This window comes from Sphingopyxis sp. H073 (assembly GCF_001468395.1).
Lineage (GTDB): Bacteria > Pseudomonadota > Alphaproteobacteria > Sphingomonadales > Sphingomonadaceae > Sphingopyxis.
This window is the reverse complement of the sequence record NZ_LNSG01000006.1, coordinates 54,451-80,237: the sequence shown is the minus strand read 5'-3', so window position 1 is coordinate 80,237 and position 25,787 is coordinate 54,451. Positions and strand designations below refer to the sequence as shown.

The window sequence follows — 25,787 nt, the reverse complement described above, 5'->3', positions numbered from 1 at the left end:
CGGGTATCGTTGCAAGTCAGATAGTATCTGAAGCCGATATTCTCTCATGCTGAGAGATATCCGGTTCGAGTTCAAAATCTCTTAACTAAATATCTTGCGAAATATCGGTAATGTATCCATAATATCTGAATAAGATATCGAGAATATATCGGGAGTAACTGAATATTTTTTGCGAAATAGGTTAGCTGCCCATTCTTCGATTGTGGAAGCTAACATCAACATGATATCCTTCGGATTAGGAAGGTCGGTTTCGCTCGGGACTTCCCGAGCGGGCGCCTGCCGCGGGCTGGTAGGACGGGCGCTGCCCGCCTTTGGAAGCGTGGACTGGAGATCATGGATCCGATCGGAACTTTTCGTAGGCGCGCGGTAAAGCGGATCATCCGTGACTTGCCGCTCGACCTGGCGGAGACCGAACTCGACGATCCCCTGGGGCTCCTGCGCGGCAAGGTTCGGGCCAGCCTTGATTCCGCGCAGCGCTGGGAACGCGGGAAAGCGGCTCCCGCCCGTCGAGCGTGGTTCGGCATTCCGAGCGTGCCGGACACGTCGCGGCTGACGAGCGCGGCGGGGGAGCGCAGCTTCCACCTGGCGCGCAACGTAACTCGCGAGCGATCGGCGGCCGCCTTCGATGATTATGCGACGGGTAAGATCGGCGATCCGAATGCGGAGCCAGAGCTGGCGGCAGAGGAGCGGCGCCCTGCGGCGTTCGACCGCTATACGCAGGATCATGGCCAAGACGATCGCCAGATCCTCATCACGACGCTCGATCCGGATCCGGTCAAGCGAGCCAGGCAGTGGGACGCGGTCGAAGCGCACGAGTTTGGGCGGCGCCAGAACAAATCCGCCGGACCGCCGCGTCTCAACATCAAATATGAACTCGCGCCTGAGTTTCTGGCCAGCGCTGCGCGTCGCAACGATTGTCCCGAAGGTTTGCGTGACATCCTCAACGCCGAGCAGAGGCGAGTGGATGGCGGCAAGGCGCTCGGCGAAAAGCGCCAGTTGGTTGGTGTGCCGTGGATCGATCCGGAGGCGCCTGCCGCGCTGAAGTGGCTGGAGGCACTGCCCGGCTGGCCGGATGCGGCTCCGCCAGTGAAGCTCAGCGAAGGTCGCGGCAGCTATGCGGTCATCGCGGGCGAGGCGGAGCTGCCCGCCCATCTCGACGGTGCGGCGCACGAACGCATTCTCGTTGGCGCGAACGCCTGGGTGCAATCGCTCGCCAATTCTGACAGCGGCGATGCTGACGCAAAGCGGGTCGTGCCCGCCCTGTTCGTGCGGCATGAACCCGACGCGCTCAATAACCTGACGAACTGGCACCTGCACTTCCAGGTCGGTAAGCGTACGGTGACCATCGATGGCGACGGTGAACTGGCGTTCGACGCCCACGTCGTGCCGCAAATCGCGACCAGCTTCATGAAACCGTTCCGCTGCGAGATCGCGCGACTCGTCAACGTCGAACTGAAGGCCGCTGACGCTGACTATCGGCTTTCGCCAGAAACCTACGCCAAGATGGGGCTGGATGCGCAAACCATGCGCAAGGTAGGTGGCAAAGCCACCGTACTCGAACGCGCGGGAGATACGCCGGATGTGTCGCTCGACAATGCAGCGATCGGCTGGGCGCGGGTGCTCGCGCAGCAGGTGGCGAAGCGCGATGCGGATTTCGCGGATGCCGATGCGGCTTTCGAATTACGCGAAGCGCGCGTGCGCGAAGTCCGCACTTCTGACGACCGCGACCGGCTGGAGCGGCTCGCGCGCGAGCTTCGCGATCACGAGCATACCGCGATCCGGTTGCGCGCCGAGGCCGCCGAGATCGAAACGCTGTGCGCTATGGCACGCAGCCACCCGCGTATCGTTGCGCGATTTGCCCCGGGCTATGCAGACAAGGCGCGTAAGGACGGACACGATACCTATCTGTCGGACGCGTGGACCCGGCGGGGTAACGAGGCCGAAGCCTATCTCGATGAACTCGAACGGGAGTTGGTCGTTGAACAGGCCGCGATGGCCGAGCGCCGCGAGCAGGCGAAGTTTCTTGAACGCACCGCCGCCGATCTTCGCGAACGGCTCGAGCGAGACCTGAGACTTGCGATCCAGAACCCTGAGCCGACGCGCGTTGTCGACGCAATGCTGTCCAGCGAGGTCAGCTCCGCAACGATGCTGGATCCCAATGCGGTGATGAAGCGCATCGCCGAGACGCCGCTCCTTCTCAGCGAAGTCGACGGACGCTTGGTCGTGCTTCCCGCCAACGATCCTCAGGATTTGATCCACGGCGTCGATTTGAATGCCGCACCCTATCGAAAGCGGCTTCCGGCGATCCGCGATACCCAGCAGAAAGAACTCGCCCAGGTCGGCGCGTTGTTGGCGAAGCGCGGGCCGGCAGGTCTGGATGATGATAATCTCGTCGACAAGAGCGCGTGGCTGCAGACGGCGGTGAGGCGCTGGCGCGATACTCCCGAGATTGGGCGGCGGATCAAATTGCGCGATCTGCGCTTGAAGGCGGCCCGCGAAATCGCGTCAGGCCGCCAGCTGGAGGCCAACCAAGAATTTGCACTGTCGCCGCCTCGCGCGCTCGATCAGCCCTTACCGACCATGGCATCGCTCGGCGCACGCGGACTCGATATGGTGGGGCTGGGCGAGCTCACACCTGGCCGCGAACCACAGCCGGTGCCCGCATGGCTTTCGCCGCGTGCAGAGCTGTCGCGAGAATTTGATATTCCCGCCGAAGACTCTGTTTCCGTCGCGCCGAAGCAGGCCAAGATCCTACGCGATGTTCGCGCTGACGACTATCTACCCATCCATCACAATGGGCGAGAAAAGTTTGCTGATTTGTATAAGCGGCTTGCCGACACCTCAATCAATGGGCCGTTTCCCGACAAACCGACCATCAACGAGCTCCAGATGCTACAATCGGTCATCGAGACCTATCCTGTTCGCATCGTGCACTGGCGCGGCGCGCTACAGATCGATCTGCGCGACGACCCACGCGGCTGGTTCGATACCCCTTACATCCGGAGTGCTGCGGGACAGGACCTGCTTTCGACAATCGTCGATAAGCGTGTGCAGATGTTCAGGAACCTACCCGATCTCGATCCGGCGCGCCGGCCAACGGCTTGGGACGTGGAGCAGAAGCGACGGGCATCTTGGCTTGATCGACCTGCCACGCACGTCGCGCCGGTGCCTGCCGAATTAATGGACGCCCACCAAGGTGCCGATCCTGCCGTGCTGTGGCGCCGTGCGCCTGTCCCTTTCCTGTTCGCGCGGCGTGCGGATGCCGAGGCACCGGACACGGTGGAGACGCTGCGCGACGCCCTCGGGTCTCGCGCCGAGTGGCTGGCACTGCCCGACTTACGCGCCCGCACCCGCGCCGCCTGGTTCGTCCAACAGGAGACGCGGAGCGATATCCTGCATGATCTTATGGTCGATTCCGGCTTGCGGCCAGCCGCGCCGCTGCGGGCAAACGAAGCGGACCGGTTGCTGCACATGGGCGATCCGCTGCTCGACGAAGAGTGGCTGCTGATCAAGCGCGGTTCGGTGCGGTTCGATCCGCCGAAGGCGGCGGACCGGTTGAAGCGCGCGTTGGCATCGGCTCGATCCAGCGAGGATATGGCGGCTGCCGCGGCGATCATGGCGTTCGGGATCAAGCGGCGAACAGCGAAACAAAATGCGAAACGGTCGAAGCCATCTAAGGGCCGTAATCCCTACGATCGCGGGCTGCCCGGCCGAGAGCCCAGCGGGCGCGGACGCTGAAGGCCTCATTGTCAGGAAATCATGCTCCTTGTATCGACTCTCACCCCCAAGACGACGCGAACACAGTCGCGCGTTCTCGTAATTCTTTCTGGCCGGGATCGCGCGCTCGCATAGAGGATTCCGATTACCCAGAGAAACTTCGCAGCTATATTAAAGATTTATTCATCTTTAGGGTCTATATGCCCGGCACAGTTGCGAACATGCGGCGGGGATAGCATCCCAAGTCGGTGACCTATGAATTTGTGATTCGCGCCAATTTTCGAGCTCCGCATCTGCTGATGCGGGCTTGAATGGCGTTCGAGGTCATGAATGAACCAGCCTAAACATTGCTGCCAAGCAGCCATGGCTTCGCTCGCCGAGCGAGGAAACCATAGCCATGGGAAATGCACAGAACACAAAGCAGTCGAATAAATTATCCCTTACATCCCCCGCACTCCCCCGCGGTTCGGATGTCTGGGCAAACGCTTCTCCTTCCGGGCTGTCAGCGGCAAAATTGCCGTTCGGCGGCAAATCGTCGAATTGCATCGGTTCGAAGGTTAGTAGCGGTTCGGCCGGATCGTCAGTCCGCCCGGAGCCTGGAGGCGAAAGTCGTGCTAACCTAATTGTTGAATTGCGCGAAGCGCGCGTATCAAAGGGTTGGTCGCGAAAGGTCATGGCCAAGCATGTCGGAGTGTCGCCCCAGACAATTACGCGGCTCGAAAAGGGTGTCGGCACCGTGTCAACGCTTGTGGCGGTAATGGACTCAACCAATTTCATGCTGACAGGTCTGAGTGCCGGTAAGACGCTGTTCGAAAAGCTCCGCAACACCCGTATCAAACACGGAAAGTCGCTGGAGAATTTGGTTAGGCGAACCGGACTGTCGCACACGGCCATCCTCGACCTCGAAAATGGTGCGGGATCAGTTGAAGACTTGCTGCGCCTGCTGGCAGCGCTTGCGCCGAGAGCTCGGCGTCAAGCTCCCGCTCGAGCGTATTGGGCGCTGGGTCAGAAGGAAGATCGTGATTCCCGCTTCACCCCGCCAGATTTCATGGACAATATTTATAAAGCGTTTGGCGAAATAGATCTCGATCCATGCGCTCACAAACTCAGCCCTGTCCTAGCGCGTCGTAAGATATTGGCCAGCAAGGGCGGCGACGGACTTAGCCAGACATGGTCAGGGCGTCTCGCTTTCGTCAATCCGCCGTACTCATGTGCCCTGCAGTGGCTACGCCGAGCTCATGGGCAATGGTCATGCGCTGCGCGTCGCGACCGCACGCCTGATGCTGTGGGCGCATGTCGAAGCGTTCCGCAGCGCGCGACCGGAACCTTTCTTCGAGACGATGCTGGCCCTGCGCGACTGGATCGACGCCAGCGAGTATCTGAAGGCCGCGCTCGCCGATATCGGGAACTCACGCCCAATCCGCCGTGCAGACTCGTTCGCGCATCATTATCGCGACTATCGACAACGCCTTGCTGCGGGCGATGAGACTGCGCGATGGGTCAGCTTCGAAGACGGGCTGTTCCATGCCTGAGCGAGCGTACTCGTAAGCCCACCATGGAACGACAAAATGGCCTCGCTGCTCGGGTCGCGCGAGCAGCGAGGCCTGCGAGCGTGCATATGCATAACGCTTCGCATGCGATGGGCCGCTGTCATGCCCGTCAGGGCACGGTCTAGCGACCAGCGTTAAATATCCGGTGAATCGACGTCCAGCAGCCGCTGCGGCGCCGTCTCGCCATCCCTCCATCACACATAAACTCAGCAAGGGGGCCGCAGCGATGCGGTCCCTTTCTCCTTTATAGAAAGACGTACCAAATGACGACCATCCACAACATCCGACCGTTCAACACCCGCTATGTGATCCGGGACCGGTCAAGCCGTTATACGCCCGAACTCTTGCGCACCCACCGAACCGCGCAGGCGAGCTACGCTTACATCAACCGCCAGAATAGCGTCGATGAATGGGGGCCGACGCCGAACTGGGCGTCGCGCTCCGACCTCGCGGCGGCGGGCCGATGTGCTCCTGCCCGCGCCGCTGGACCCAAGCTGGGGGGAATTGCGCTGTGGGCACAAGCGGACGAGAATGCGGCCCGGTATCGGCCCGACGAGCCGACCATCGCGCATTGCGTTGGCAGTCTGCCGCGCCATGAGGACCTCGCCTTCTGGCGCAATCTGATCGAAGGCTTTGCCGAGGACTATCTCGTGGCCCGCGGCATGGTCGTCGACTGGGCGATCCATCACCAAGCGGAAACCGACGATCAGCCCGAAATCGCACCGCACGTGCATTTCCTCATTACCTTGCGAGGATATGACCCGGAGCACCGCGATTACGGCAAGGTTCGCCAGAACTGGCTGCGGACGGACAACTCTCGCAAGCGCCTCGCCGAGCGTTGGTGGGACCGTACCGGAATCGTCCCGCCCGAATATGTCATGGCAGCGACAGCGCAAAAATCCCGCTGAGATCGGGTCGGCACCGAGCACCGGTAACGCCCGGTGCCGAACACCCTGAATATCGCATTGCCTGTTCTGGCTTCAGAAGGATCGGATAGCGAAGTCTTCAAACCAGAACAGGAGAGAAATTGAGCGGAGAGGGTGATCTGAAGGTCGGAGGAGAAAATAGAATGTTTATCGTTGAACTAACTGCTGTAGTCATTGCCGCGTATGTCACGGCCCTCGTTATGCGCGAAATGCCGCGCCTGTTTGCATTGCTCGTCGTCCAGATCGCTGACCGGCTGTCGGGAGCTAGGCGCACTCACATCGTGGAAGCACTTAACGGTCGCCAAGTCCCAGTGACTTGGGCGGCAACGTCGGAAGATCGCAATTTGTTGCACGCCGCCATGCGCTCCACGATGCGTGTGACGACGTTTCGCTCGCTCTATCCTCTGAACCGCTGGAATCGGCTGTTAGGCCCATTTTGACTGTGACAATTTCCCAGAATGATTTGCATGAGCTTCGCCTCGCCCGCCAAACACGGCATTCTTTAAATTCGAACCGTGCGACGTCGCGGAGCCAGTGTATCCAAGGAAGCGGAGATCTCAGATGATGGCTTTTCGGGCGAATGCTTACCTCCCGGTCAATTGGCGATAGAGTGACACGATTTCCGACTTTGATAAGCTCGGATTGCCCGCCACGTTGAGCGCGACCTTGGCGAAGTTGAGCCGTTTCATTATTGGCTCCACATTACCTCGAATGAAATAGTGGGAAGACGGACTCCGCGTGAGGTCTCGGTGCACGCGACCTGCTCGCGCACCGACGCGCTGTATCGCGAAGTCGGCTCGTTCTGGCGTCGTCCAACTCCAATCCCGATGGTGGAATGCGACATGTTGCAACTCTCGCAGGTCATCGCGACGCTCCCAGATTTGGAATACAGCCGGTACATCGTACGGCTTGGACCTGAATAGGAACGCGTCACGCTGCACAGTCTCCTCGTGGATTAGATGGAAGTTACGATCAAGGCGATTTTCTATGGAGGCCTTCCGAATTGATCTCGGCAGTATGAGTGCGATGACACTCGCCTGGCACGCAGCATGGTTGAAGAAGCGCACTGCTATACTGGCATTCCGGCCGAACGGCGGATTGCCGATCACAGCCACCTCTCGTTCGCTGCGGATTTCAACGCATAGGAAATCAGCTGTGCGGATACCCGGATATTTTGGATCAACATCAAACGCGAGGCTCTCATGGGGCATCAGTCTGAAAAACGATCCGGTGCCAGCGCTCGGCTCGACTAGCTGATATTGGTTCGGATCAAAATACTCCTGGAACACGCCATATAGTTTTCGTGCGACTTGTTGACACGTATAATACTGATCGAGCAGTACATCCTGCGGCTTTGGCCAAATTTTCATTTTTCACTCCTTGGAGACAATATTCCATCTCGTCGGACGTGATTATTTCGCCGACCCTGAGTTATAGGATCGTCGCAATGTCATCCCAAGCTACTCAGAAGTTTTTTTCATTTATTCGAATTTCAATAGATCTGGGCGCAAGGTAACGGGTGCCCGCCCGCACCGCGGGTGGCCTCCAGTCATATTTTCTGGAAGCATTATCGCAGCGCTGCTACCTGAATTGACGCGCTTAGTCGGTGGACAGGCAAGATTGCAGCACTGATTTAGGTGTATTTGCCGCGCGGGCAGCCCTTTTCTCGCGGACTAACTTGGTAGACGCGGTACGAGGGGTTTTTCTGATTGCTGACGAGATAGGACGGCGCCTACGAGGCGCGGTTGCTATGGAGAACCTTTTTCATTCGGGCGAGAGCGGGCGGCATGCGATGTGCAAATTAACGCCGTGACATCGCTTAACAACGCGCTGCGCAAGAGCCCAGGGGCCCGTACTCGTACGCAGCACCGAAGCTCTATTGCAGTTGGTCTGTGATGCCACTAACTGTAGCCAGTGAGTGTAGCCAGTCGCAACTGGTGCCACGCGAGAATGGCCGAAATCAGGGCTTTTTGAGGTGCAGCTTTTCCTTAGGTGAGGTTCCTGCCGCCCCAGCCAGCCGGTGTTTTCAGAAGCGCTCGCAAGCTATCAGAGCGTCTCCACTAACTCAATAAAAACAATGAGTTATTTTGAGACGGAATCGCGATTCCGCTCAGGTCGTCCCCTTGCAGCTCGACCCGTTTTTGGTCAGATTGTTGGTAGCAATTCCGCTCTTACCAACAAAACGCGCGCGCACAGGATTCGAACCTGTTCGCGTGAGCGACGCGCGGCCGACCTCTTCTCGCGCGATCTGTGGGGCGGGGCGTTCGGCTGATGCAGGCGGCAGACCCAGAGCGTCGGAACGCTTTGGCACGCTCGTCAAAAATTTATGGCCAGAATGAAAAGGCCATCGGGGCCTGCCGGAAGCAGCCTGACCGGCGGAAGAAGTCCCTCGCTTGTTCTGTCGACATCGAACCGGCTGAGGCGCCGTGATAAACGTCGGCGCCGCGCGACATGGGGCGGTCTAATCCTCCGCGCAATGCGATCAGGCCGTCGGCCTTCACTGAATCAACGTTCCGGGCATCTGCTCATGACCGCGTGGTTCACCGGATCGCGCGTTTTGCGGTGCTGGTCGCGTCCCTGCTGTTGCATGACTTTAAACTGTTTTCGCGACCCGCTCAGGACTTGCCCGGGAGCGTAATGGTTCTTCGCCCGAACGAGCGAGCATCTGCCGAATAGGCGCCCGGCCCTCCGAGCATCAGCGCGGCGAGAGCCGACAGATGGCAAAGTAGCATCGCCGTGCTTTCCCCGACGGGAGGCTCCCACAGCGTCATGAATATGCCAGTCAGGGCGGCCGCTCGGGTCCGAAGGCCGAGAAGCAGGGCAAGGGCCAACAGTCCCGTCAGCCAGGAGTGGATAGCGGCCGCAGGCAGCGGGTCCAGAGCCAGCGAAGCGGCGTTGGAGAAGCGCATCAGCAAAAGGCCAGCGCCGAGGGTCCCCGCAGGATACTCGGGAAAGAATGATCGCATGGCTGAGCGATATGAGCGCGGCGGTCGCCAAGATACATCCCGATATTGGGTATCGCAGACTTAGCCTTTTGGGGATGAAGAGCGTTCGCGATGAGCGTAGAACGGCATTGCTGGATCGCTGCTATGGGGTATGCAGGTGGGCCATTTGAAGACATCTGCACCGAAGACCTATTGGCGTCGAGCCCCTCTATTGCTTCTGGCGATGTCGCTGATTGCAGGAACTATGCTCGCGGAGCGACCGGCCTTCGCTCTCGATCCTAATCGCGGTATTGACCAGTATCGACATACGCGCTGGACCCGTGACGATGGCGCGCCCGCCCCGATCCACGCCATCGCGCAAACACCCGACGGATATCTGTGGTTGGCGAGCGGCGAGGGCCTGTTCCGGTTCGACGGGATCGCCTTCGAGCGAATGGATGCAGCCGTCGAGGACGAGACCGGAGGGCCACGTACGCTCCTGGTTGCGAAAAACGGTGACCTCTGGACGAGCTACTCCGCGTCGGGACGCTTCGCCGTCTACCGTCGCGGCAAGCTCTCCTTCGTCCCCACCCCGCGCTTCGACGGGGAAGTCGTACATATGATCCAGACGCCGGATGGCGATATCTGGGCGGCAATCGGACAGGTCGGCAGGCCCCTTCTGCGTTATCGGAAAGGATCGTGGACCGAAGTCCAGCCGACAGCGGGTCATGGGCGGGATAGCAACACCGGCCTTGCGGTGACGCGCGACGGAGCGCTTTGGGCGGCATATCGCGACAAGATCTTCCGCAAGCAAAATGGAAGCGAGCGCTTCGAGCTCATGATTTCGCAGCCCGGCATGCGGTCTCACCTCTCTGTCGACCCGGAAGGGCGGCTTTGGGCACGCGACACGCTCGGCGTCCGGCCGGTGACAGGACCCGGCGGCCGCTGGTCGGGCAAGCCGGCTGCATTCAACTATCCGACCAACAAGGTCCGGCGCGGCTTCACCATCAAGTTCGACAGGGATGGAAACCTCTGGGTCGCGCGGCGCGGCGACGGGATCGAGCGGCTTCGGATGCCTTCTGCGCTCGGCCCGGACCATGCGCCAGCCCCGTCGACGGAATTTCTCGCAGCCGATGGCCTGACGTCGGATGCGACGATCGCAGTCTTCGAGGATCGCGAGGGAAATATCTGGGTCGCGACGTCGCTCGGGCTCGACCGGTTTCGCAACGCCAATGTCGCTGTCGAGAAAGCGCTGACCAAGCCAGCCGCTTATGGCGACATCCTGCATGTCGCTCGCGATGGAAGCGTCATCATTGCGCAGGCGGACAGCATCTATCGCGCCCGGCCCCGCGCTGCGCCCGAGCTCGTGGAGGGAGGTACTGGCGAGCCCGAGGCGATTTGCGACGGACCCGGAGGGTCGATTTGGGTCGTGCTGGGCGACCGAATCCTTGTCATATCTCCCACGTCGCGGCGCTCGCTCGCCCGCCCGCTGGGTACCGAGACGGGGATTTACGGATGCGGTCTTGATCGCTGGGGCCGGATGTGGATGACCGCGGCGGGAAGCGGCCTCTTCCGGCAGACCGCGAACGGCTGGTTCAACATCCCGGCCAAGGCCGAAAAGCAGGAATTTTATCCGACCCAGATGGTGCGCGATCCCGCGCAGGGGGATGTCTGGATGATCTGGGGTACCGACCGCTTTGCCCGCCTCGATGCCGAAGGCCAGACTCTCTTGACCGCCAATCGCCCGTCGCTCGGCACGATTTATACGATGGCGCCGACCCGCGCCGGCATATGGATCGCCGGAGCGGATCGCTTCGGCCGTCTGAAGGATGGAAGGATCACGTCCTTCGGCTTCGCTCGCGTGCCAGGGTTGCGCGGTGTGAACGGGATCGTTCAGACCGCGGACGGGGAGACATGGGCGCTCGGCTACCAAGGCTTTGTGCGCATGCGGTCCGCCGACCTTGACCGCGCCTTGAGCGATCCAAAATTCACGGCACCTTACCGCCTGTTCGACTTCGTCGACGGCCTTCCGGACCGATACGCCCGGCAAAGCATGCAATCGCTCGTTCAGGGTGGCGATGGGCGAATCTGGGGAGCGACGCTCGCCGGGACGGTGTGGATCGATCCCGCGCATATCACGTCGAACAAGCTGCCGCCGCCCGTCGCAATCGGAACGCTGATCGCGGGCGGCATCAAATATTTCGATCCGAAGCAGATTCGGCTCCCGGCTGGCAGTTCGTCGCTGACCTTCGGCTTCGCAGCGCTCAGCCTCGGCGTACCCGAACGGGTCCAGGTCCGGTATCGGCTGGAGGGTCAGGACGCGGAGTGGGTCGACCCTGGGCGCCGCCGACTGGCAAGTTACACGAACCTCGGGCCCGGCACCTATCGTTTTCGCGTCATCGCCGCGAACGAGGACGGCGTATGGAACCGGAAAGGCGCGGTCCTGGAAGTCACCATTCCTCCGACTTTCTTGGAATCGATCTGGTTCAAGATGCTTGTCGGGCTTTTGCTGCTTGCGCTTGGCGCGGCCGCTTATCTGTTTCGGGTCCGACAACTCGAGGCGCGCCTGCAGGGCCGTTTCGACGTCAGGATCGCAGAACGCGAGCGCATAGCGCGCGAACTGCACGATACGCTTCTGCAGGGCTTCCAGGCGCTCATGCTCCAGTTCAAGGCAGGTGTTAATCGGCTGCCGGCAGGCGAACGCAAACCGCTCGACGAGGCACTGGCCCGGGCGCAGGGCATATTGGTCGAGGGCCGCGACCGCGTGCGCGACCTCAGGGCCCCGCGCAGCGACACGGGTCTGGAGACGGTTCTTCTCGACCTCGCCCGGGATATCACGACCGGCTCCGGGATCGACGTGCGGATGACCAGCGAGGGAACGCCGCACGGCCTCCACCCGATCGCCTTCGAGGAAATCGAACGGATCTGCGAAGAAGCGATCCGGAACGTCGTTCATCATTCGGGAGCTGGGTCGCTCCGGATCGATCTGCTGTGGGGCGCCCGCGACCTCAAACTGGCGCTTCGCGACGACGGCAGGGGAATTCCGGAGGATGTCGCCTTGCAAGGCTCGCGCGCCGGTCATTACGGGCTTGTCGGGATACGCGAACGGGCCGATCGCATTGGCGCCGAACTGACGATAAGCAGCCGACCCGGCCGGGGGACGGAGGTCGCGCTGTCGATTCCGGCCGCTGCGGCGTATAGTAGCCGTCCCGTCGGTATCGTGCAGCGGCTCCGCTCGCTGTTTCCCTTGCGAAAGCGCATGCCTTGAAACCAGACCATCCGACCCGCCTCCTCATCGTCGACGATCATGTCATGTTGCGCGAAGGTATCGCCGCCATCGTCGCGCCCGAGGCGGACATGCATGTCGTTGGCGAAGCCGAGAATGGCGCCGAGGCTGTCGAACTCCACCGCAAGCTCCGCCCGGATCTGACGCTGATGGATCTCCAGATGCCGGTGATGTCGGGTCTCGAGGCTATTACCGCGATTCGCTCCGAATCCCCCAATGCCCGCCTTGTCGTGCTGACGACTTACTCCGGCGACGTGCAGGCGGTGCGGGCGCTCAAGGCAGGTGCATGCGGCTACCTGCTCAAAAGCTCGCTCATCGATGAGCTGCTGACCGCCATTCGTTCGGTGCATGCGGGGCGCCGCTACGTTCCGGCCGACGTCGCGCAGGAGATCGCCATTCATGCCGCAGAGGAGCCTCTGAGCCCCCGAGAAATCGCCATTCTCGAGCAGGTCGCAACGGGTAAGGCGAACAAGCTCGTGGCCTGGGAACTGTCGGTTTCGGAAGAAACAGTGAAGGCGCATCTGCGCACCATTTTCATCAAGCTCGGCGTCACCGATCGCACCCAGGCGGTCACGACCGCGCTCCGCCGGGGCATCATCACGCTTTAATCTGCGGCTTCAGCCGCCGGCGTGCCTGTCCCTGACGCGCGCGTTGAGGTCCCTCCAGGATGCCTCGGTCCCTGCTTCCTCGCCCTGTTCACATATTGCGATGCCACCAGCCACCCCTTAATCGGCCGGAGGGCGAGAACGCAGGGGACGGTTATCAGCGGAAGCGAGACGAGCAGATGCACCCACCACGGTGGCCTCAGCATGACTTCGAATCCGACGACGAGGAACAGCAGCGGAAAGGTGATGAAGCAGAGCGCGAAAAAGGCCGGACCGTCGTCGGGGGTCGCGAAGTCGTAGTCGAGACCGCAGCTCGGACATTTGTCCGCGATCTTGAGCCAGCCGTGAAACATGATGGCCTTGCCGCAGCGTGGACAAAGCCCGCGAAGCCCGATGCCATATATCCAGCGCCAGTCGTGACGCTCCTCGCGTCCGGTGTCGTCAGCCGAGGAAGGCAAGCGACGTTTCCCATAGCCGGTCGGCATTGCCGGGATCGAGCGCATAGCCGGCGACGCCGCCACTGAAGTCCGTCGGCCTCGCCGTGATACGCGGTGCCTCGTTGCAATCCTCGAAATAGAGGCCGCCGACGCCCGCAAGCAGAGGTGAGGCAGCTAGCAGGACCGAGGTCGCTGCGCCTTGCTCGACCGTCTTTCTGAGCTCTACCGGCGTCCGAAGACCGCCCGTATGCTGTTGGAGACCCGTTGCGATCGCGCCCGGATTGAGTGCGTTCGACAGGATGCCGTCATCCTTCCAGTGATGTGTCAGCGCGACTGAGAGGAGAGCGCAGGCAGATTTGGATTGCCCATAAGCGCCGATCGGCGTGTAGGGGACGAAGTCGAATGCAAGATCGTCGAACAGGACCGGGCTGAACCAGTGCCCGCTTGAGCTGAGCGATACCACGCGCGCGCCGTGCGCGGCGGCGAGAGCCGGTCGCAGCCACTGGGTCAGCGCGAAATGGCCAAGATAGTTGGTGCCGAACTGGAGTTCATGTCCTTGAGGCGTTTTCTCGAGTTCGGGCGTAGCCATGATGCCGGCATTGTTGACGAGAATGTCGAGGGGCCCTTGCCAGTCGTCTGTGAAACTGTTCACCGATTTGAGGTCGGCGAGATCAAGACGCCGGACTTCAATGGCAGCATTGCCCGTCGAGGCGCGGAGAGCGTCAGCAACCGGCTGCGCTGCTTCGGGCCGGCGCACGGCGAGGGTGACGGCCGCGCCTGCCGATGCCAGCGCGCGCGCCGTCTCGACGCCGATTCCGGCGGCCCCGCCAGTGACGATCGCCCGCTTCCCATGGAGGTCGACATCCCGAATGACCTCGTCGGCCGTGCTACGGGAATTGAAGGGCGTCGAAAATCTCATGATTACTCCTTGCCGGGAGCGGCGCACGAATTGGCGGCCGCTCCCGGGATGATGGACATCAGCTCTTGAGGAACGCGGCGATGTCCGGGTTGATGATGTCGGGGTGGCTGGCGAACATGCCATGCGGCAGGTCCTTGTAGACCTTGAGCGTCCCTGCCTTCAGCAGCTTGACCGCGAGCGGCGCCGAATCCGCGAAGGGAACGACCTGATCGTCTTCGCTGTGCATCACCAGCGTCGGAACATCGATCATCTTCAGATCCTCGGTGAGATCGGTTTCGGAAAAAACCTTGATGCAGTCGTAATGCGCCTTGGTTCCGCCCATCATACCCTGGCGCCACCAGTTGCGGATCAGACCTTCGTATATCTTGGCGCCCGGCCGGTTGAATCCATAGAAGGGCCCGCTCGCCACATCGAGGTAGAATTGCGCCCGGTTCGCGGCGAGCGCGCTGCGGTAGCCATCGAAGACTTCGATCGGCGTGCCCCCGGGATTGGCGGCAGTTTTCAGCATCAGCGGCGGGATCGCGCTGATCAGCACCGCCTTGGCGACGCGGCCGTTGCCATGGCGCGCCACATAGCGCGTCACTTCGCCGCCGCCAGTCGAATGCCCAATGTGAATGGCATTTCTGAGATCGAGCGCGTTGGCCAGTTCCGCCACGTCGGCGGCGTAGGTGTCCATATCATTGCCATGGTCGGTCTGCGTCGACCGGCCGTGGCCGCGGCGGTCATGCGCGATCACGCGATACCCTTTCGCAAGGAAGTATAGCATCTGGTTGTCCCAGTCGTCCGAGCTCAGCGGCCAGCCGTGATGGAAGACGATCGGCTGACCCTCGCCCCAATCCTTGTAGAAGATTTCGGTGCCGTCCTTGGTGGTGATCGTGCCCATGGGTTTGCGTCCTTTCCGGGTTGAGGGGTGGGATGATGTCGCCGGCGCGGCGGCGGCAGCAATCGGAAGCGTCGCGGCGACGGTCGCGCCGACCGCGCCAAGCAATATGTCGCGCCGGGAACCGGAGAGTGCGGGCAATGCAGAATCTTGTTGGGTCGTCATGTCTGTCCTCCTTCGGTTTTGAATTTCCTGAGATTCGGCGGCAGCATCTCCCAAAGCCGGACGAGTTCGCCGACCGAACGGGCGCGAAGCTTGCGCTTGAGATTGCCGCGGTGGATTTTTACGGTGATCTCGCTGATCCCGAGGTCATAGGCGATCTGCTTGTTGAGCTTGCCGAAGGCGACAGCGCCCATCACCTGCCATTCGCGGGGTGTCAGTTTGGCGACCCGCTCCATCGTCTGACGCGCCGAGCGATCGACGTCACGCCGCATGCGGTCGCGGTCGAGTGCGAGGTTGACGGCCTCGCGCAGAGCCTTCTCGCCGACGGGCTTCAGGAGAAAATCGACGGCGCCATTCTTCATCGCGCGAATGCCCGTCACAAAATCTCCGCCGCGCGAGACATAGACGATCGAGCGTCTGAGGCCGCGCTCGCGCAGATATGCCTGGAATTCCAGTGCGCCCGGGAGCCATGCGTCGATGAGATAACAGGTCGCGCAATCAGGAAGCACGGCCTCAAGCAGCCTCGGCAGCGACGAAAAGGCGACGGCCGAATGACCCGCAGCGGTGAGGCGGCATTTGAGCGCATCGCGCGTTGTCGGTTCGCCGTCGACGATTACCACGAGCGTTTCCGCTTCGCTCGCGAGCGCTTCCACGGCTGTCGCGGTCGTACCGTTCGGGGCAATGACGCTGGCCGCATCGGAGCGAGCAACTCCCAGTCCAGGATAGCTACGGGGCGGGGGAGGGAGAGGCGTCCTGGACTGGGGGCCGGGGGAGAGCGAGGCGGTCATTGAAATCGGTCCTTTTCGACACGTCTTTCTGAGGCCATCATCCCCCTCGCGCGCGTCTTGATCCATCCCGAGCCAAGCTAGAGGGCGCATCCCAATTCGAGTGACGCATACCTTATTCCGTCTCGCGAAGAGCGGACGCGGAGCGAGCTAAACCGCGATAAATGCCCAAATCTATCGAGTATCGCCAAAGTCAGCCGCCGCTCCGGGTTACTCCCCAGTTGGCTGCGAAACCGATAGGGCCCGCGAGGATATTTGCGGCACATTCAGTCGTTGTTACGGCGCTCTGGTACAATGATGGTCCCACGGCAGATCGGGAGAGGCATGGAACTCTTGGTCTCGCCCATCTGCGGAGCATCTTCTCAAAGCTCCACGTCTCAGATCGGACGCAGGCGGTCACAACGATGCTGTGGCGGGCATCATCGGCGCAGTTTCCGGGGAGCGATAACTCATACCAAGGCATGACTACCGATCGCGAGTGATGTGGGGGAAGCTTGCCCGGCACGAACGGTTGCCGCTGGTAGCCGAGACCAGGAAGGATCGATCATGCCCTTTGTGAACGTCAAGCTCGTCGACGGCGTCTTTACCCCCGAGCAGAAGCACGAAATGGCCAAGGCACTCACCGACGTCATGGTGCGGTTCGAAGGGTCCGAGGCCTTTCGCGAAGTCGTCTGGGTTCTTATCGAAGAGCTTCACACCGATGGGTGGCACATCGGCGGGCGGCCGTTCGCGGGCCCCGCGTCGCTCATGCAGTCGCTCGAGAAGTCGAAGGCGACCGTCGAGATGATCGACGGTCAGCCCAAGACCCGCGCCGAATTCGCCGCGCAGCTGCCCCCCCTCAGCTGACGCGCGTTCGGCGCTACCAGAAGGCGGCGGGCCCAGGCGGTCCGCCGCCTCCACCTGGAGGGGATGCTCATGACGCCTTTACCCTGCGAAGCCACGAGCGTTACGTTCGGGTCGTCGGCATTCAATATTCCGCGCACCAGATGACAAGGCCGGACGATCTGTCGATCGCCCGGCCTTGCAGCGCAGTCGTCGGGATCAGAGCGCGACGTCGATCACGAGCTTGCCCTGCGCCGAACGATCGGCGATCGCGGCATGCGCATCGGCGGCCTCGTCGAGCGTGAAGCGACGCGGGTCGAGGCGCGGCACCAGCTTGCCCGCTTCGACGAGCTTCGTCGCTTCGGCCATGATCTCGCCATGATGGGCGCGGCCTTCGCCTGTGAGGAGCGGCAGGAGCGTGAATACGCCCGAGTAGGTTGCGGCCCGGAACGACAGCGGCGCGAGCGCGTGCGTGCCCCAGCCGAGGCAGCTCACGACATGCCCGAAGCGCTTGACCGCGACGAAAGCGGTGTCGAGAACCGGCCCGCCGACCGTGTCATAGACGAGATCGAAGCCGGTGCCGCCGGTCAGCCGCTCGACATAGTCCGCGACGGCTTCCTCGCGGTCGATCGGGATCGCGCCGAGCGATGTGAGGTAGTCGGCGCGGTTTGAATGGTCGACTGCGAAGACCTTTGCCCCGCGTGCGAGGGCGATCTGGACCGCGACATGACCGACGCCGCCGGCGCCGCCGAGTACGAGGACCGTCTGGCCGGCGCGGACCCCGGCGCGGTCGACCAGCCCTTCCCAGGCAGTGATCGTGACGAGCGGCAGGGCGGCTGCCTCGCGCATCGAGATGTTGGCGGGCTTGCGGGCAAGAAGCGCGGCGTCGACCGCCGCATATTCGGCGAGCGAGCCCTGGACGTTACCGACGCCGCCGGTCATGCCCCACACCTCGTCGCCGGGCTGGAAGCCCGTGACGTCGGTGCCGACTTCCTCGACCACCCCGGCAAGATCCATGCCGAGGATGCCGGGGAAGCTGTGCCGCGCATGCGCCGCCTGGCCGGCCCGGATTTTCGTGTCGAGCGGGTTCACGCCGCTCGCATGCGCGCGCACCAGAACCTGGCCGCTCCCGAGCTCGGGACGCTCGGTCAGCACCGACCGGAAGGGCGCATTGGCCTCATCGAGGATCAAAGCCCGCATCGAATTCTTGGTCATGATGATATCCTTTATTCGGTGATCTTGACGAAGCCCTGCTGGACGAGCTGAATCGTCCGGGCCATCGCGTCGAGGTTGATCCGGATGCCCGGCAGAAGATCGGCATTGACCCACCCGTTCACCTTGGCCGTCGCGCCGCACAATTCCATCTGGACGCCCACCGCCTGGAGATCGGCGACAAGCTGCTTGTAGGGATTGCCGGTCGCGATGTTGCGCGCCGCATTATAGGCGTCGTCGTGTAGCGCGACATGGCCGGCATTGGTATGGAAGACCGTGATTACCTCCGCGGCAGCGCCCCAGTCGGCAATGTCCGCCGTGATGAGACCCAGATGGAACAGCGCGGCCGGCAGGTCGCCTTCAAAGGCGAGGCCTCCGATACTGTGCACCGATTTTACCTCGGCGAGCTTGACGGGGATGTCGATGGTGAGGAGCCTTGCGTCGGACATGATGATTTCCTTTCGCTGTCCGGGCCGGTGCGGACCGGAGGGGAGAATTTGTCTTGCCTGACGAGAATATGCTCTTCCCTGCCCGGGAAAATTCATACGTTGGTTTCGGATGGGGGAGGCCGTGCAGACGCGATCGCCCCCGGCAGGGAGGGCTGCCGGGGGCGCACGGGGCGGGGCCTTGGGAGGACGCCTGGGGCTGGGCGGACCGCCGCCGCCGTGTCAGGGTTTCAACAGGAGCTTGCCCGTCGAACGTCGCGACTCGATGTCGCGGTGTGCATCCGCTGCGGCAGCGAGAGGATAGCTCTGCCCGACATGAAGCCGGAGCTGGCCCGATCGCATCCAGTCGAACAGCTGACGGGACCGCGCCAGCAGCGCGTCGCGGTTGCGGACATGGTGCATGACCACCGGGTAGGTGATCTTGATGCTCTTCGGGATCGAGAAGGGATCGATCGGTGGAAGCGGCTCCATGAGCGGCCCGAACAGCGCGAGCGTGCCATGATAATCGACCAGATCGAGCGAGGTGCGAAAGCTCTCGGCGCCAGTGCCGTCATAGACGACGTCGACGCCGCGGCCGGCGGTGATTGCGAGCACCTTATCGCCGATTTCATCGCCGCGCCCGACGAGGACATGGTCGGCGCCGGCCTCGCGCGCGAGCGCGACCTTCGCCTCGCTCGATACGCGCGCGATCACCTCGCCGCCGAGGAGCTTGATCATCTGCGTGAGCAGCAGGCCGACGCCTCCCGAAGCCGCGTGAACCAGCGCGACGTCCCCGGGCTTCACCGGGTGGCTTTCAAACACCAGATTGCTCGCGGTGAGGCCCTGCATCATAATGCCCGCGCCATCTTCGAACGAGAGATCGTCGGGAAGGGGTACCAGCTGGTCGGCCGGGGCAATGAGCTGTTCGGCATAGCTCCCCCACGCGAAATACCAGGCAACGCGGTCGCCGGGTCGAATGTCGACGACCCCCGGCCCGACCGCCAGCACCGTGCCGGCGCCTTCGACCCCGGGCACGACCGGAGCCGACTTGCCCGGCGTCAGGCCCCGGCGGGTGCCGGTATCCATGAAGTTGACGCCGGCGGCGCTCACCGCGACGAGTGCTTCACCGGCGCCCGGCGAGGGCAGCTCGGCTTCTTCGATCCCCAGCGCTTCGGGGCCGCCGAACGCGCGAACGACAATCGCTTTCATATTCCGTCTCCTTGCTCTCAGGCCGCACCGACGGCGCTGCCGCGCTGCGCGATCGTGTCGATCAGCCGGTGGAGTGCGACGGCATCGTCGAAGCTTGGGGCAAGCGACGTCCCCCCGAGCATGTCCGAGGCGAGCCGTTCATAGGCGAGGGCGACGCTTTGCGCCGGGCCGGCCTCGAAGCGCGTTGCGCCATAGCGCTCGGGAATCTCCAGGGCGTGGAGCGTCTCTTCGCCGCGCGCGCCGCGAAGCTCGAAGTCGCCAATCCCGACATATCCGACGGGAGCGGTCAGGATGAGATCGCCGGCGGTGCCGTTGATCTCGACGTGGAAATTGGTGCCGCGCGACAGGCCGCCCCGGAAATGGGCCGAAAGCGCCGCGCCATTGCCGAGGCGCCCCGCGACCATCACCTGGTCGGCGACGGTCATCGGCACTTCGGCGCCCGTCTCCTCGATGCGAATGGTGGGGCGCGCCGTGCCGAGTACCGCCGACAGGTTGTCGAACTCGCTGCCGAGGACATGAAGGAGGCCGTCGAGCGAGTGCGCGAACGGCACGTTCAGCATCGCCGCCCCGCTTGCCGGATCGAGCGTGTAGGCGAAGCCCTCGCTCAGCGTTTCGCCCCAGACGATACCCGAGCCGATCATCGTCGCCGAGAGCGGCTTGCCGACATAACCCTCGGCGATGAGGTCGCGCATATGGGCGAAGGCCGGAATGGCACGGGTCTGGAGGCCGATAGCGGTGCGAACGCCGTGCCGCGCCGCAAGGTCGCGCATTGCAGTCGCCTCCGCGAGGCTCGTCCCGAGCGGCCACTCCGAAAAGATGGCCTTCCCGGCAGCCGCCGCTTTCGCGACGAGATCGCGATGCTCGAGCACCTTCACCGCGACGACGACAAGATCGACATCGCCATGCGCCACCAGCTCGTCGGCGGAGCCGAAAGCATGGTCGACGCCATATTTGGCGGCAGCCGCCGCGGCGACCTCGGGGCTGTGATGGCTGACAGCGGAGATGCGATACTGGGGAAGCTGCAGCAGGGCGGGGACATGGGCCGTGCTGGCCCAACCCTTGTCGGGATGCACGCCGATGATGCCGACGTTGATACGATCCTTGGTCATGATGGATTCCTATGCCTGGATGATGTCGAGGATGGTGCGGCGCAGCTCGAGCGCGGCGATGCGCCAGCCGTCGGGACCACGCTCCCAGATTTCGTGATAATGGCCGTAGCCGTTCATCCTCGCGGTCTCTCCCGGAGCGGCGTCGGGGAAGACAATAAGGTCTTCCATCGACCAGACCGCGGCCACGCGGCCGTCGGGGAGTTCGTCGATCTCGGCGTTATGGACCTGGTGGATCGACCGGCCCTTTTCGAGGAACTGGCTCGACAGGGCAACGAATGCGTCGCGCTCGTCGAAGGCGAACAGGAGATCGCCGTCGGGGCCGAACATGCGGATCTTCGGGGCTTCGGCGAGAAGCCCCGCGAAGGCCTCCCACTGCTTGGTGTCGATGAAGCGGCAGTAGCGGGCTTTCGCCGCTGCTACTTCGTCGGTCGGGCTCTTTATAGTCATGCTGTTGTTCCTGCGTCTGGAGGGGAGAAAGACCGGAGCAGGCGTCGCCCGCGTTTCGCGGGTCGGCGCCTGCCCTTCGGGTTCGGGTCAGCTCTGGATGAAGGCGAGGAGGTCGGCGTTGACCTGCTCCTTCATCGTGATCGGCATGCCGTGCGGGCCGCCTTCGTAAATCTTGAGCTGCCCCTGCGGGAGGAGGCCCACGGAGAGGCGCGCCGAGGCATCGATCGGGACGATCTGGTCGTCCGAACCGTGGAGAACCAGCGTCGGGATCGTCATCCGCTTCAGGTCTTCGCTATAGTCGACCTCGGAAAATTCATGGACGCAGTCATATTGGCCCTTGAGGCCGCCCATCATGCCCTGCAGCCAGAAATGGTCGCGGGTGCCTTCCGAAATCGCCGCTCCGGCACGGTTGTAGCCGAAGAAAGGCGTCGTCAGATCCTTGTAGAACTGGCTGCGGTTGTCGAGCAGCGCGGCGCGGATGTCGTCGAAGGCCGCGAGCGGCGTCCCGTTGGGGTTGGTCTCGCTTTGCAGCATGACCGGCGGCACGGCGCTGATCAGAACCGCCTTGGCGACGCGGCTGGTGCCGTGACGGCCGATATAATGGGCAACTTCGCCGCCGCCCGTCGAATGGCCGACGAGAATGATGTCCCGAAGGTCGAGTGCCTCGATCAGGGCCGCGAGGTCGTCGGCATAATGGTCCATGTCGTTGCCGTCCCAGACCTGGTCGGAGCGGCCATGGCTGCGGCGATCATGCGCGATGACGCGATAACCCCGTTCGCCGAGGAACTGCATCTGGCTGTCCCAGGCATCGGCCGAGAGCGGCCAGCCATGGCAGAAAAGGACGGGCTGGCCGGCACCGAGATCCTTGTAGTAGATCGAAACGCCGTCGGGGGTCTTGATGAAGCTCATGATCCTACTCCTTGCTCATGCGCGAGAGATTTCGCGGGATTGGCGGGAGCATTTTCGGGTCGCGCGGGCACGCTTCCCATCATTCTTAGGTTTTAATTATGGCCCGGCGGGCTCAGTCGAAGACGTTCGCCGCGGGCGGGTCGCTCGCCGGAAAACTGTCTTCGAGCGCATGATCGATGCGCTCCTCGGTCGCGGCACGCGGGTCGGGTGTCCGCGCGGCTTCGAGGTCGGGGCGCTGGCTTGCGGTATCGGATTTCGACATGATCTGCCTCCACGGCGGGCACGGCTGTGCCGCTTGCAGAGCGAAGATAGGATCGCCGCGGGCCATGATGATTCACATCTTGGTATGACTGGACGGCCCTCGCGCCGTGCGCAGGATCAGCGGTTGAAGCGGCTCGCCGATGCCTCGCGCGCGCCCAGTTCCTCGGCCATCCGGACGAGGTCGGCGAGCGAGTCGGCCTGCATCTTGCGGGTCATGTTTCCACGGTGGATCTTCACGGTGATCTCGCTGAGCCCGAGACGCGCGGCGATCTGCTTGTTCATCAGGCCGGCGGTCACCAGTCCCATGATTTCACGCTCGCGGTTGGTGAGCGCGTTATAGCGCTGGCGGGTGCCGTCGAGCGCCGCGCTCGCGGCGCGCCGCACTTCATCCTTGCGGATCGCATCCGAAACTGCTGCCAGAAGCACATCGTCGGAAAGCGGCTTGGCGAGGAAATCGAGCGCTCCCGCCCGCATGCCGCGCACGGTCATCGGGATGTCGCCATAGCCGCTCATCAGGATGACCGGCACGGGGATCTCGTTGCCGGCGAGCTCTTCCTGGAAGTCGAGGCCGTTGGCATCGCCGAGATTGATGTCGAGCAATAGGCACGCCGCACGATCGACGCTGTCGCACATGACGAATTCCGAGGTCGAGGCGTAGGTCTGGACCGAGAACCCCTCAGCGCGCAGCAGGCTCTCGATGCTGCCGCGGATATCGGGATCGTCGTCGAGCACGCACACGAGCGGCGGCAGCGGCGGCGCGTTTTCGGGCGCCGTCTCGGCGCCGCCGCGGTTTTGCCTGATCAGCATAACACATCCTCCAGCTTGTCGATGAGAAGGTCGCCGTCGATCGGCTTCACGAAGAAGCCGGCCAAGCCCTGTTCCTTGGCGTCCCGGCGGACGACATCGGTCGGAAAGGCCGTCATGAGGATCACCGGCAGTGACGGTCGGTCGCGCGCAATCTTCCGGTGGAGTTCGAGGCCGTTCAGCCCGGGCATGTTGAAGTCGGTGAGAAGGCAATCGATGATGTCGCGGTGGGACGAGGCGAGGAAGCTTTCCGCGCTGCGAAAGCAGAACGGGCGATAGCCCGCCGATCGCAGCAGGCTTTCGATGCTGGTGCGGACATCTTCATCGTCGTCGACGACGCCCACCAATTTACTCGGCACGTCACTTCTCCTGACAGGAGCCTCCGCAACAGCAGCTGAGTGGCCCCGCCGCCATCATACCTAAGGATGATGTGGGCCCGGTATAGCATGGCGGCGGCGGCTCCGACCCGCCTAAACCGCGACCGGGATGGTGAAGCTGATCGTTGCCCCGCCACCGGGATTGTTGGCGGCGGAAATGCGCCCGCCATGCGCCTCGACGATCGATCGCGAAATCGACAGCCCCATGCCCATTCCGTCGGGTTTCGTCGTGTAAAAGGCGTCGAACAGGGCATGCGGTTCGATCCCGACGATACCGCTGCCGCGATCCACGACAGCGATGTGCGCCATGCCCTCCGTATCGATCGTGGCCGTAATCGATATATCGCCCCCCGGTTCGGCCCCCGCGCTTGCATGGATTGCGTTCATGACGAGGTTCACCAGAATCTGCTGGATCTGGATACGGTCGGCCGCGATGCTGATGTCCGAGGGCTCGATTTCGGTGCGGATCGTGATGCGTGCCGCGCACGCTTCGCGATCGACCAGCGCCAGCGCTTCGTCAACGAGCTCGGCGAGCGAGATCGCTTCGATCTGGGCGCTGCCCTTGCGCGCGAGGTTCCGGACCCTCGCGATGATCGTGCCCGCGCGCTCGCTGTTCGCGTCGATCCGCTCGATGCAGTTCGCCACTTCGTCAAGGTCGGGCGTGTCGCGCTTGAGCCAGCGGCGTGCCGATTTCGCATAGGTCATGATCGCCGACAGCGGCTGATTGACCTCATGGGCGATGGAGGCCGCAAGCTGACCGAGAATCGACACGCGCGACGCATGGGCGAGTTCGATCATGTTGCGTTCGAGCCGGGCGCGGTCCTCATTTCGCTCGGTCATGTCTATGGCCATGATGAGGACGCGCGACCAGGGTTCGCCCTCGGGGACGAGTCTCACGCGCAGGACTACGTCGATCGGCTTGCCCTTGAGATTAGTTATCCGCGTCTCGACCTCGACCAAATCCTCGCCGCTTGCCAGCCGCGCGAAAAGCGTCGCAAGCGCGAGGCCGTTCGTCTCGGGATAGCGTGCGATGACATTCTTCCCGATCAATTCGCTCCGATCGGCAACGCCGAAGAGCGTCGCGGCCGCCTGGTTAGCCTCATGGATATGCGGCGTTGCCGCCACCTTCCGGAGCAGGTCCGGATTGGCGATGAGATAGGCTTCCAGATTTTCGCCATCGGGAGCGATCGTCGCGAGGAGCTGCCGCACCCCGGTCCAGTCGGTCTCCCACGCGGCGAACCCGGCGGCATCGAAAATGGCCTGGTAGCGATTTTCGGAGGCGCGACGAGCCGCATCGGCCCGGCGCTGCTCCGACAAATCGATGCTTGCCTCGATCAGCCCGTCGGGCGCGCCGGCGAGATTGCGACGGCGCACCATGCGCGTCGATACCACAAAAGGCGCGCCGTCCTTCCCCACGCCCGCCATCTCTTCGGTAAGGTCGCCGCTCTGCTCGAGCCGTTGTTTCGCGGCCTCGCGCGGGGCATCGAGCGTGATGAGGTCGTCATAGGCCCTGCCGACCGCCTCCTCCGCGGACCAGCCATAAATCCGCGCCGCGCCTTCGTTCCAGCCCGCCACGCGGTCATGACGATCGAGGACGATCACGCTGTCGTGCGTCAACGCGAGGATATTGGCCTGTTCGCTGCAAAGCTTCCTCGTGCTGAGAATGCCGTAGGAAAGGATGGTGGTGACACCGATCGCGGCGAGGCTGACGCCGAGCCGGACATGCGCGGCGCCGACCGGCTCGCCCCAATGACCGGCAAGGAAGGCAATCATTGCCGCGATCGCGGCGACTATGCCGCCCAGCGCGACCATGACCGGTCTGCCGCCCCGCGTCAGCAGGATGATGCAGACCGTATATAATACGGCGATTGCCCCGCCGAGCGGGCTGAACATGTCGACCGCGAAGATGCCGATACCGAGCGCCAATGCGAGCAGCGCGAACGCGGTTGACCCTGTAAGCCTTGTCCCCATCGGCCCCCTCCGGACGGACAGCATATGTGCTGCTGTCTGCCGCCATCGCA

The 25,787-nt window shown here is 62.9% G+C and carries 23 protein-coding genes; 7 read left to right on the top strand and 16 right to left on the bottom strand.

Features of this window, described 5'->3' with window-relative positions; translation table 11 throughout:
• Positions 1-333 precede the first annotated feature (333 nt).
• Positions 334-3,738: a hypothetical protein gene (locus ATE64_RS12900; RefSeq protein ID WP_058455123.1), complete on the top strand. Its 3,405-nt coding sequence runs from the start codon at positions 334-336 to the stop codon at positions 3,736-3,738.
• An 898-nt stretch (positions 3,739-4,636) separates the two neighbouring features.
• On the opposite strand, the gene ATE64_RS22035 is transcribed toward ATE64_RS12900, so the two are convergent.
• Entirely contained in the window at positions 4,637-4,819 is a 183-nt protein-coding gene (locus ATE64_RS22035) for a hypothetical protein (protein ID WP_058455124.1), read from the bottom strand.
• A gap of 136 nt (positions 4,820-4,955) precedes the next feature.
• Here ATE64_RS22035 and ATE64_RS22030 point away from each other — a divergent pair, with 136 nt between their 5' ends.
• The 3 genes from ATE64_RS22030 (at position 4,956) to ATE64_RS12880 (ending at position 6,633) form a co-directional block, all read left to right on the top strand.
• Positions 4,956-5,249 carry a hypothetical protein gene (locus tag ATE64_RS22030; RefSeq protein ID WP_231729078.1) on the top strand — a complete coding sequence of 98 codons (294 nt, stop codon included), beginning with the start codon at positions 4,956-4,958 and terminating at the stop codon, positions 5,247-5,249.
• Between the two features lie 281 nt (positions 5,250-5,530).
• Entirely contained in the window at positions 5,531-6,175 is a 645-nt protein-coding gene (locus tag ATE64_RS12885; protein WP_058455125.1) for a MobA/MobL family protein, read from the top strand.
• A 161-nt stretch (positions 6,176-6,336) separates the two neighbouring features.
• Positions 6,337-6,633, top strand: a complete 297-nt coding sequence (locus ATE64_RS12880; RefSeq protein ID WP_003045088.1) for a hypothetical protein — start codon at positions 6,337-6,339, stop codon at positions 6,631-6,633.
• A 144-nt stretch (positions 6,634-6,777) separates the two neighbouring features.
• Here ATE64_RS12880 and ATE64_RS12875 read toward each other — a convergent pair whose 3' ends face one another.
• Positions 6,778-7,563, bottom strand: coding sequence for a hypothetical protein (locus ATE64_RS12875; RefSeq protein ID WP_003045092.1), 786 nt, complete (start codon positions 7,561-7,563; stop codon positions 6,778-6,780).
• A gap of 1,798 nt (positions 7,564-9,361) precedes the next feature.
• On the opposite strand from ATE64_RS12875, the gene ATE64_RS12865 reads away from it, so the two are divergent.
• Entirely contained in the window at positions 9,362-12,385 is a 3,024-nt protein-coding gene (locus ATE64_RS12865) for a sensor histidine kinase (protein WP_167541768.1), read from the top strand.
• Positions 12,382-13,011 (top strand): response regulator transcription factor, encoded by a 630-nt coding sequence (locus ATE64_RS12860; protein ID WP_197410119.1) that lies wholly within the window; start codon positions 12,382-12,384, stop codon positions 13,009-13,011. Before ATE64_RS12865 ends, ATE64_RS12860 begins: the two co-directional genes overlap by 4 nt.
• On the opposite strand, the gene ATE64_RS12855 is transcribed toward ATE64_RS12860, so the two are convergent.
• The 4 genes from ATE64_RS12855 to ATE64_RS12840 form a co-directional block, all read right to left on the bottom strand.
• Positions 13,008-13,466 (bottom strand): DUF983 domain-containing protein, encoded by a 459-nt coding sequence (locus ATE64_RS12855; RefSeq protein WP_331458608.1) that lies wholly within the window; start codon positions 13,464-13,466, stop codon positions 13,008-13,010. The genes ATE64_RS12860 and ATE64_RS12855 overlap by 4 nt on opposite strands.
• The gene (locus ATE64_RS12850; protein WP_058455128.1) at positions 13,450-14,364 is read right to left on the bottom strand and encodes an SDR family NAD(P)-dependent oxidoreductase; all 915 of its coding nucleotides are present in this window, start codon (positions 14,362-14,364) and stop codon (positions 13,450-13,452) included. Before ATE64_RS12850 ends, ATE64_RS12855 begins: the two co-directional genes overlap by 17 nt.
• 58 nt (positions 14,365-14,422) lie before the next feature.
• Positions 14,423-15,247: an alpha/beta hydrolase gene (locus ATE64_RS12845; protein ID WP_058455129.1), complete on the bottom strand. Its 825-nt coding sequence runs from the start codon at positions 15,245-15,247 to the stop codon at positions 14,423-14,425.
• Between the two features lie 158 nt (positions 15,248-15,405).
• Positions 15,406-16,059, bottom strand: coding sequence for a LuxR C-terminal-related transcriptional regulator (locus tag ATE64_RS12840; protein WP_058455130.1), 654 nt, complete (start codon positions 16,057-16,059; stop codon positions 15,406-15,408).
• Between the two features lie 678 nt (positions 16,060-16,737).
• On the opposite strand from ATE64_RS12840, the gene ATE64_RS12835 reads away from it, so the two are divergent.
• Entirely contained in the window at positions 16,738-17,037 is a 300-nt protein-coding gene (locus ATE64_RS12835) for a 4-oxalocrotonate tautomerase family protein (RefSeq protein ID WP_058457079.1), read from the top strand.
• 195 nt (positions 17,038-17,232) lie between these two features.
• On the opposite strand, the gene ATE64_RS12830 is transcribed toward ATE64_RS12835, so the two are convergent.
• From ATE64_RS12830 to ATE64_RS12790, 10 genes are all read right to left on the bottom strand, one after another.
• On the bottom strand, positions 17,233-18,228 hold the full coding sequence (locus ATE64_RS12830) for a zinc-dependent alcohol dehydrogenase family protein (RefSeq protein ID WP_058457080.1): 996 nt from the start codon (positions 18,226-18,228) through the stop codon (positions 17,233-17,235).
• 11 nt (positions 18,229-18,239) lie between these two features.
• Complete coding sequence (locus tag ATE64_RS12825) at positions 18,240-18,674, bottom strand: DsrE family protein (RefSeq protein ID WP_058457081.1); 435 nt, start codon at positions 18,672-18,674, stop codon at positions 18,240-18,242.
• Between the two features lie 219 nt (positions 18,675-18,893).
• Positions 18,894-19,859 (bottom strand): quinone oxidoreductase, encoded by a 966-nt coding sequence (locus ATE64_RS12820; protein WP_058457082.1) that lies wholly within the window; start codon positions 19,857-19,859, stop codon positions 18,894-18,896.
• A 17-nt stretch (positions 19,860-19,876) separates the two neighbouring features.
• On the bottom strand, positions 19,877-20,968 hold the full coding sequence (locus ATE64_RS12815; RefSeq protein ID WP_058457083.1) for a Gfo/Idh/MocA family oxidoreductase: 1,092 nt from the start codon (positions 20,966-20,968) through the stop codon (positions 19,877-19,879).
• Positions 20,969-20,977: 9 nt separating this feature from the next.
• Positions 20,978-21,415, bottom strand: coding sequence for a nuclear transport factor 2 family protein (locus tag ATE64_RS12810; protein ID WP_058457084.1), 438 nt, complete (start codon positions 21,413-21,415; stop codon positions 20,978-20,980).
• An 87-nt stretch (positions 21,416-21,502) separates the two neighbouring features.
• Positions 21,503-22,324, bottom strand: a complete 822-nt coding sequence (locus tag ATE64_RS12805) for an alpha/beta hydrolase (RefSeq protein ID WP_156416513.1) — start codon at positions 22,322-22,324, stop codon at positions 21,503-21,505.
• Positions 22,325-22,436: 112 nt separating this feature from the next.
• Positions 22,437-22,586 (bottom strand): hypothetical protein, encoded by a 150-nt coding sequence (locus ATE64_RS21705; protein WP_156416512.1) that lies wholly within the window; start codon positions 22,584-22,586, stop codon positions 22,437-22,439.
• 116 nt (positions 22,587-22,702) lie between these two features.
• Positions 22,703-23,392, bottom strand: coding sequence for a response regulator (locus tag ATE64_RS12800; RefSeq protein ID WP_082657649.1), 690 nt, complete (start codon positions 23,390-23,392; stop codon positions 22,703-22,705).
• Complete coding sequence (locus ATE64_RS12795; protein WP_058457086.1) at positions 23,386-23,748, bottom strand: response regulator; 363 nt, start codon at positions 23,746-23,748, stop codon at positions 23,386-23,388. The genes ATE64_RS12800 and ATE64_RS12795 overlap by 7 nt, the downstream gene beginning before the upstream one ends.
• 111 nt (positions 23,749-23,859) lie before the next feature.
• Complete coding sequence (locus tag ATE64_RS12790; protein WP_167541767.1) at positions 23,860-25,737, bottom strand: ATP-binding protein; 1,878 nt, start codon at positions 25,735-25,737, stop codon at positions 23,860-23,862.
• Between the last annotated feature and the right edge of the window lie 50 nt (positions 25,738-25,787).

What these genes read in the sequence shown, in the direction of transcription:
- ATE64_RS12900 (WP_058455123.1), top strand. Translation starts at nt 334, where the DNA reads ATGGATCCGATCGGAACTTTTCGTAGGCGCGCGGTAAAGCGGATCATC.
- ATE64_RS22030 (WP_231729078.1), top strand. Translation starts at nt 4,956, where the DNA reads ATGGGCAATGGTCATGCGCTGCGCGTCGCGACCGCACGCCTGATGCTG.
- ATE64_RS12885 (WP_058455125.1), top strand. Translation starts at nt 5,531, where the DNA reads ATGACGACCATCCACAACATCCGACCGTTCAACACCCGCTATGTGATC.
- ATE64_RS12880 (WP_003045088.1), top strand. Translation starts at nt 6,337, where the DNA reads ATGTTTATCGTTGAACTAACTGCTGTAGTCATTGCCGCGTATGTCACG.
- ATE64_RS12875 (WP_003045092.1), bottom strand. Translation starts at nt 7,563, where the DNA reads ATGAAAATTTGGCCAAAGCCGCAGGATGTACTGCTCGATCAGTATTAT.
- ATE64_RS12865 (WP_167541768.1), top strand. Translation starts at nt 9,362, where the DNA reads ATGTCGCTGATTGCAGGAACTATGCTCGCGGAGCGACCGGCCTTCGCT.
- ATE64_RS12850 (WP_058455128.1), bottom strand. Translation starts at nt 14,364, where the DNA reads ATGAGATTTTCGACGCCCTTCAATTCCCGTAGCACGGCCGACGAGGTC.
- ATE64_RS12845 (WP_058455129.1), bottom strand. Translation starts at nt 15,247, where the DNA reads ATGGGCACGATCACCACCAAGGACGGCACCGAAATCTTCTACAAGGAT.
- ATE64_RS12835 (WP_058457079.1), top strand. Translation starts at nt 16,738, where the DNA reads ATGCCCTTTGTGAACGTCAAGCTCGTCGACGGCGTCTTTACCCCCGAG.
- ATE64_RS12830 (WP_058457080.1), bottom strand. Translation starts at nt 18,228, where the DNA reads ATGACCAAGAATTCGATGCGGGCTTTGATCCTCGATGAGGCCAATGCG.
- ATE64_RS12825 (WP_058457081.1), bottom strand. Translation starts at nt 18,674, where the DNA reads ATGTCCGACGCAAGGCTCCTCACCATCGACATCCCCGTCAAGCTCGCC.
- ATE64_RS12820 (WP_058457082.1), bottom strand. Translation starts at nt 19,859, where the DNA reads ATGAAAGCGATTGTCGTTCGCGCGTTCGGCGGCCCCGAAGCGCTGGGG.
- ATE64_RS12815 (WP_058457083.1), bottom strand. Translation starts at nt 20,968, where the DNA reads ATGACCAAGGATCGTATCAACGTCGGCATCATCGGCGTGCATCCCGAC.
- ATE64_RS12810 (WP_058457084.1), bottom strand. Translation starts at nt 21,415, where the DNA reads ATGACTATAAAGAGCCCGACCGACGAAGTAGCAGCGGCGAAAGCCCGC.
- ATE64_RS12805 (WP_156416513.1), bottom strand. Translation starts at nt 22,324, where the DNA reads ATGAGCTTCATCAAGACCCCCGACGGCGTTTCGATCTACTACAAGGAT.
- ATE64_RS21705 (WP_156416512.1), bottom strand. Translation starts at nt 22,586, where the DNA reads ATGTCGAAATCCGATACCGCAAGCCAGCGCCCCGACCTCGAAGCCGCG.
- ATE64_RS12800 (WP_082657649.1), bottom strand. Translation starts at nt 23,392, where the DNA reads ATGCTGATCAGGCAAAACCGCGGCGGCGCCGAGACGGCGCCCGAAAAC.
- ATE64_RS12790 (WP_167541767.1), bottom strand. Translation starts at nt 25,737, where the DNA reads ATGGGGACAAGGCTTACAGGGTCAACCGCGTTCGCGCTGCTCGCATTG.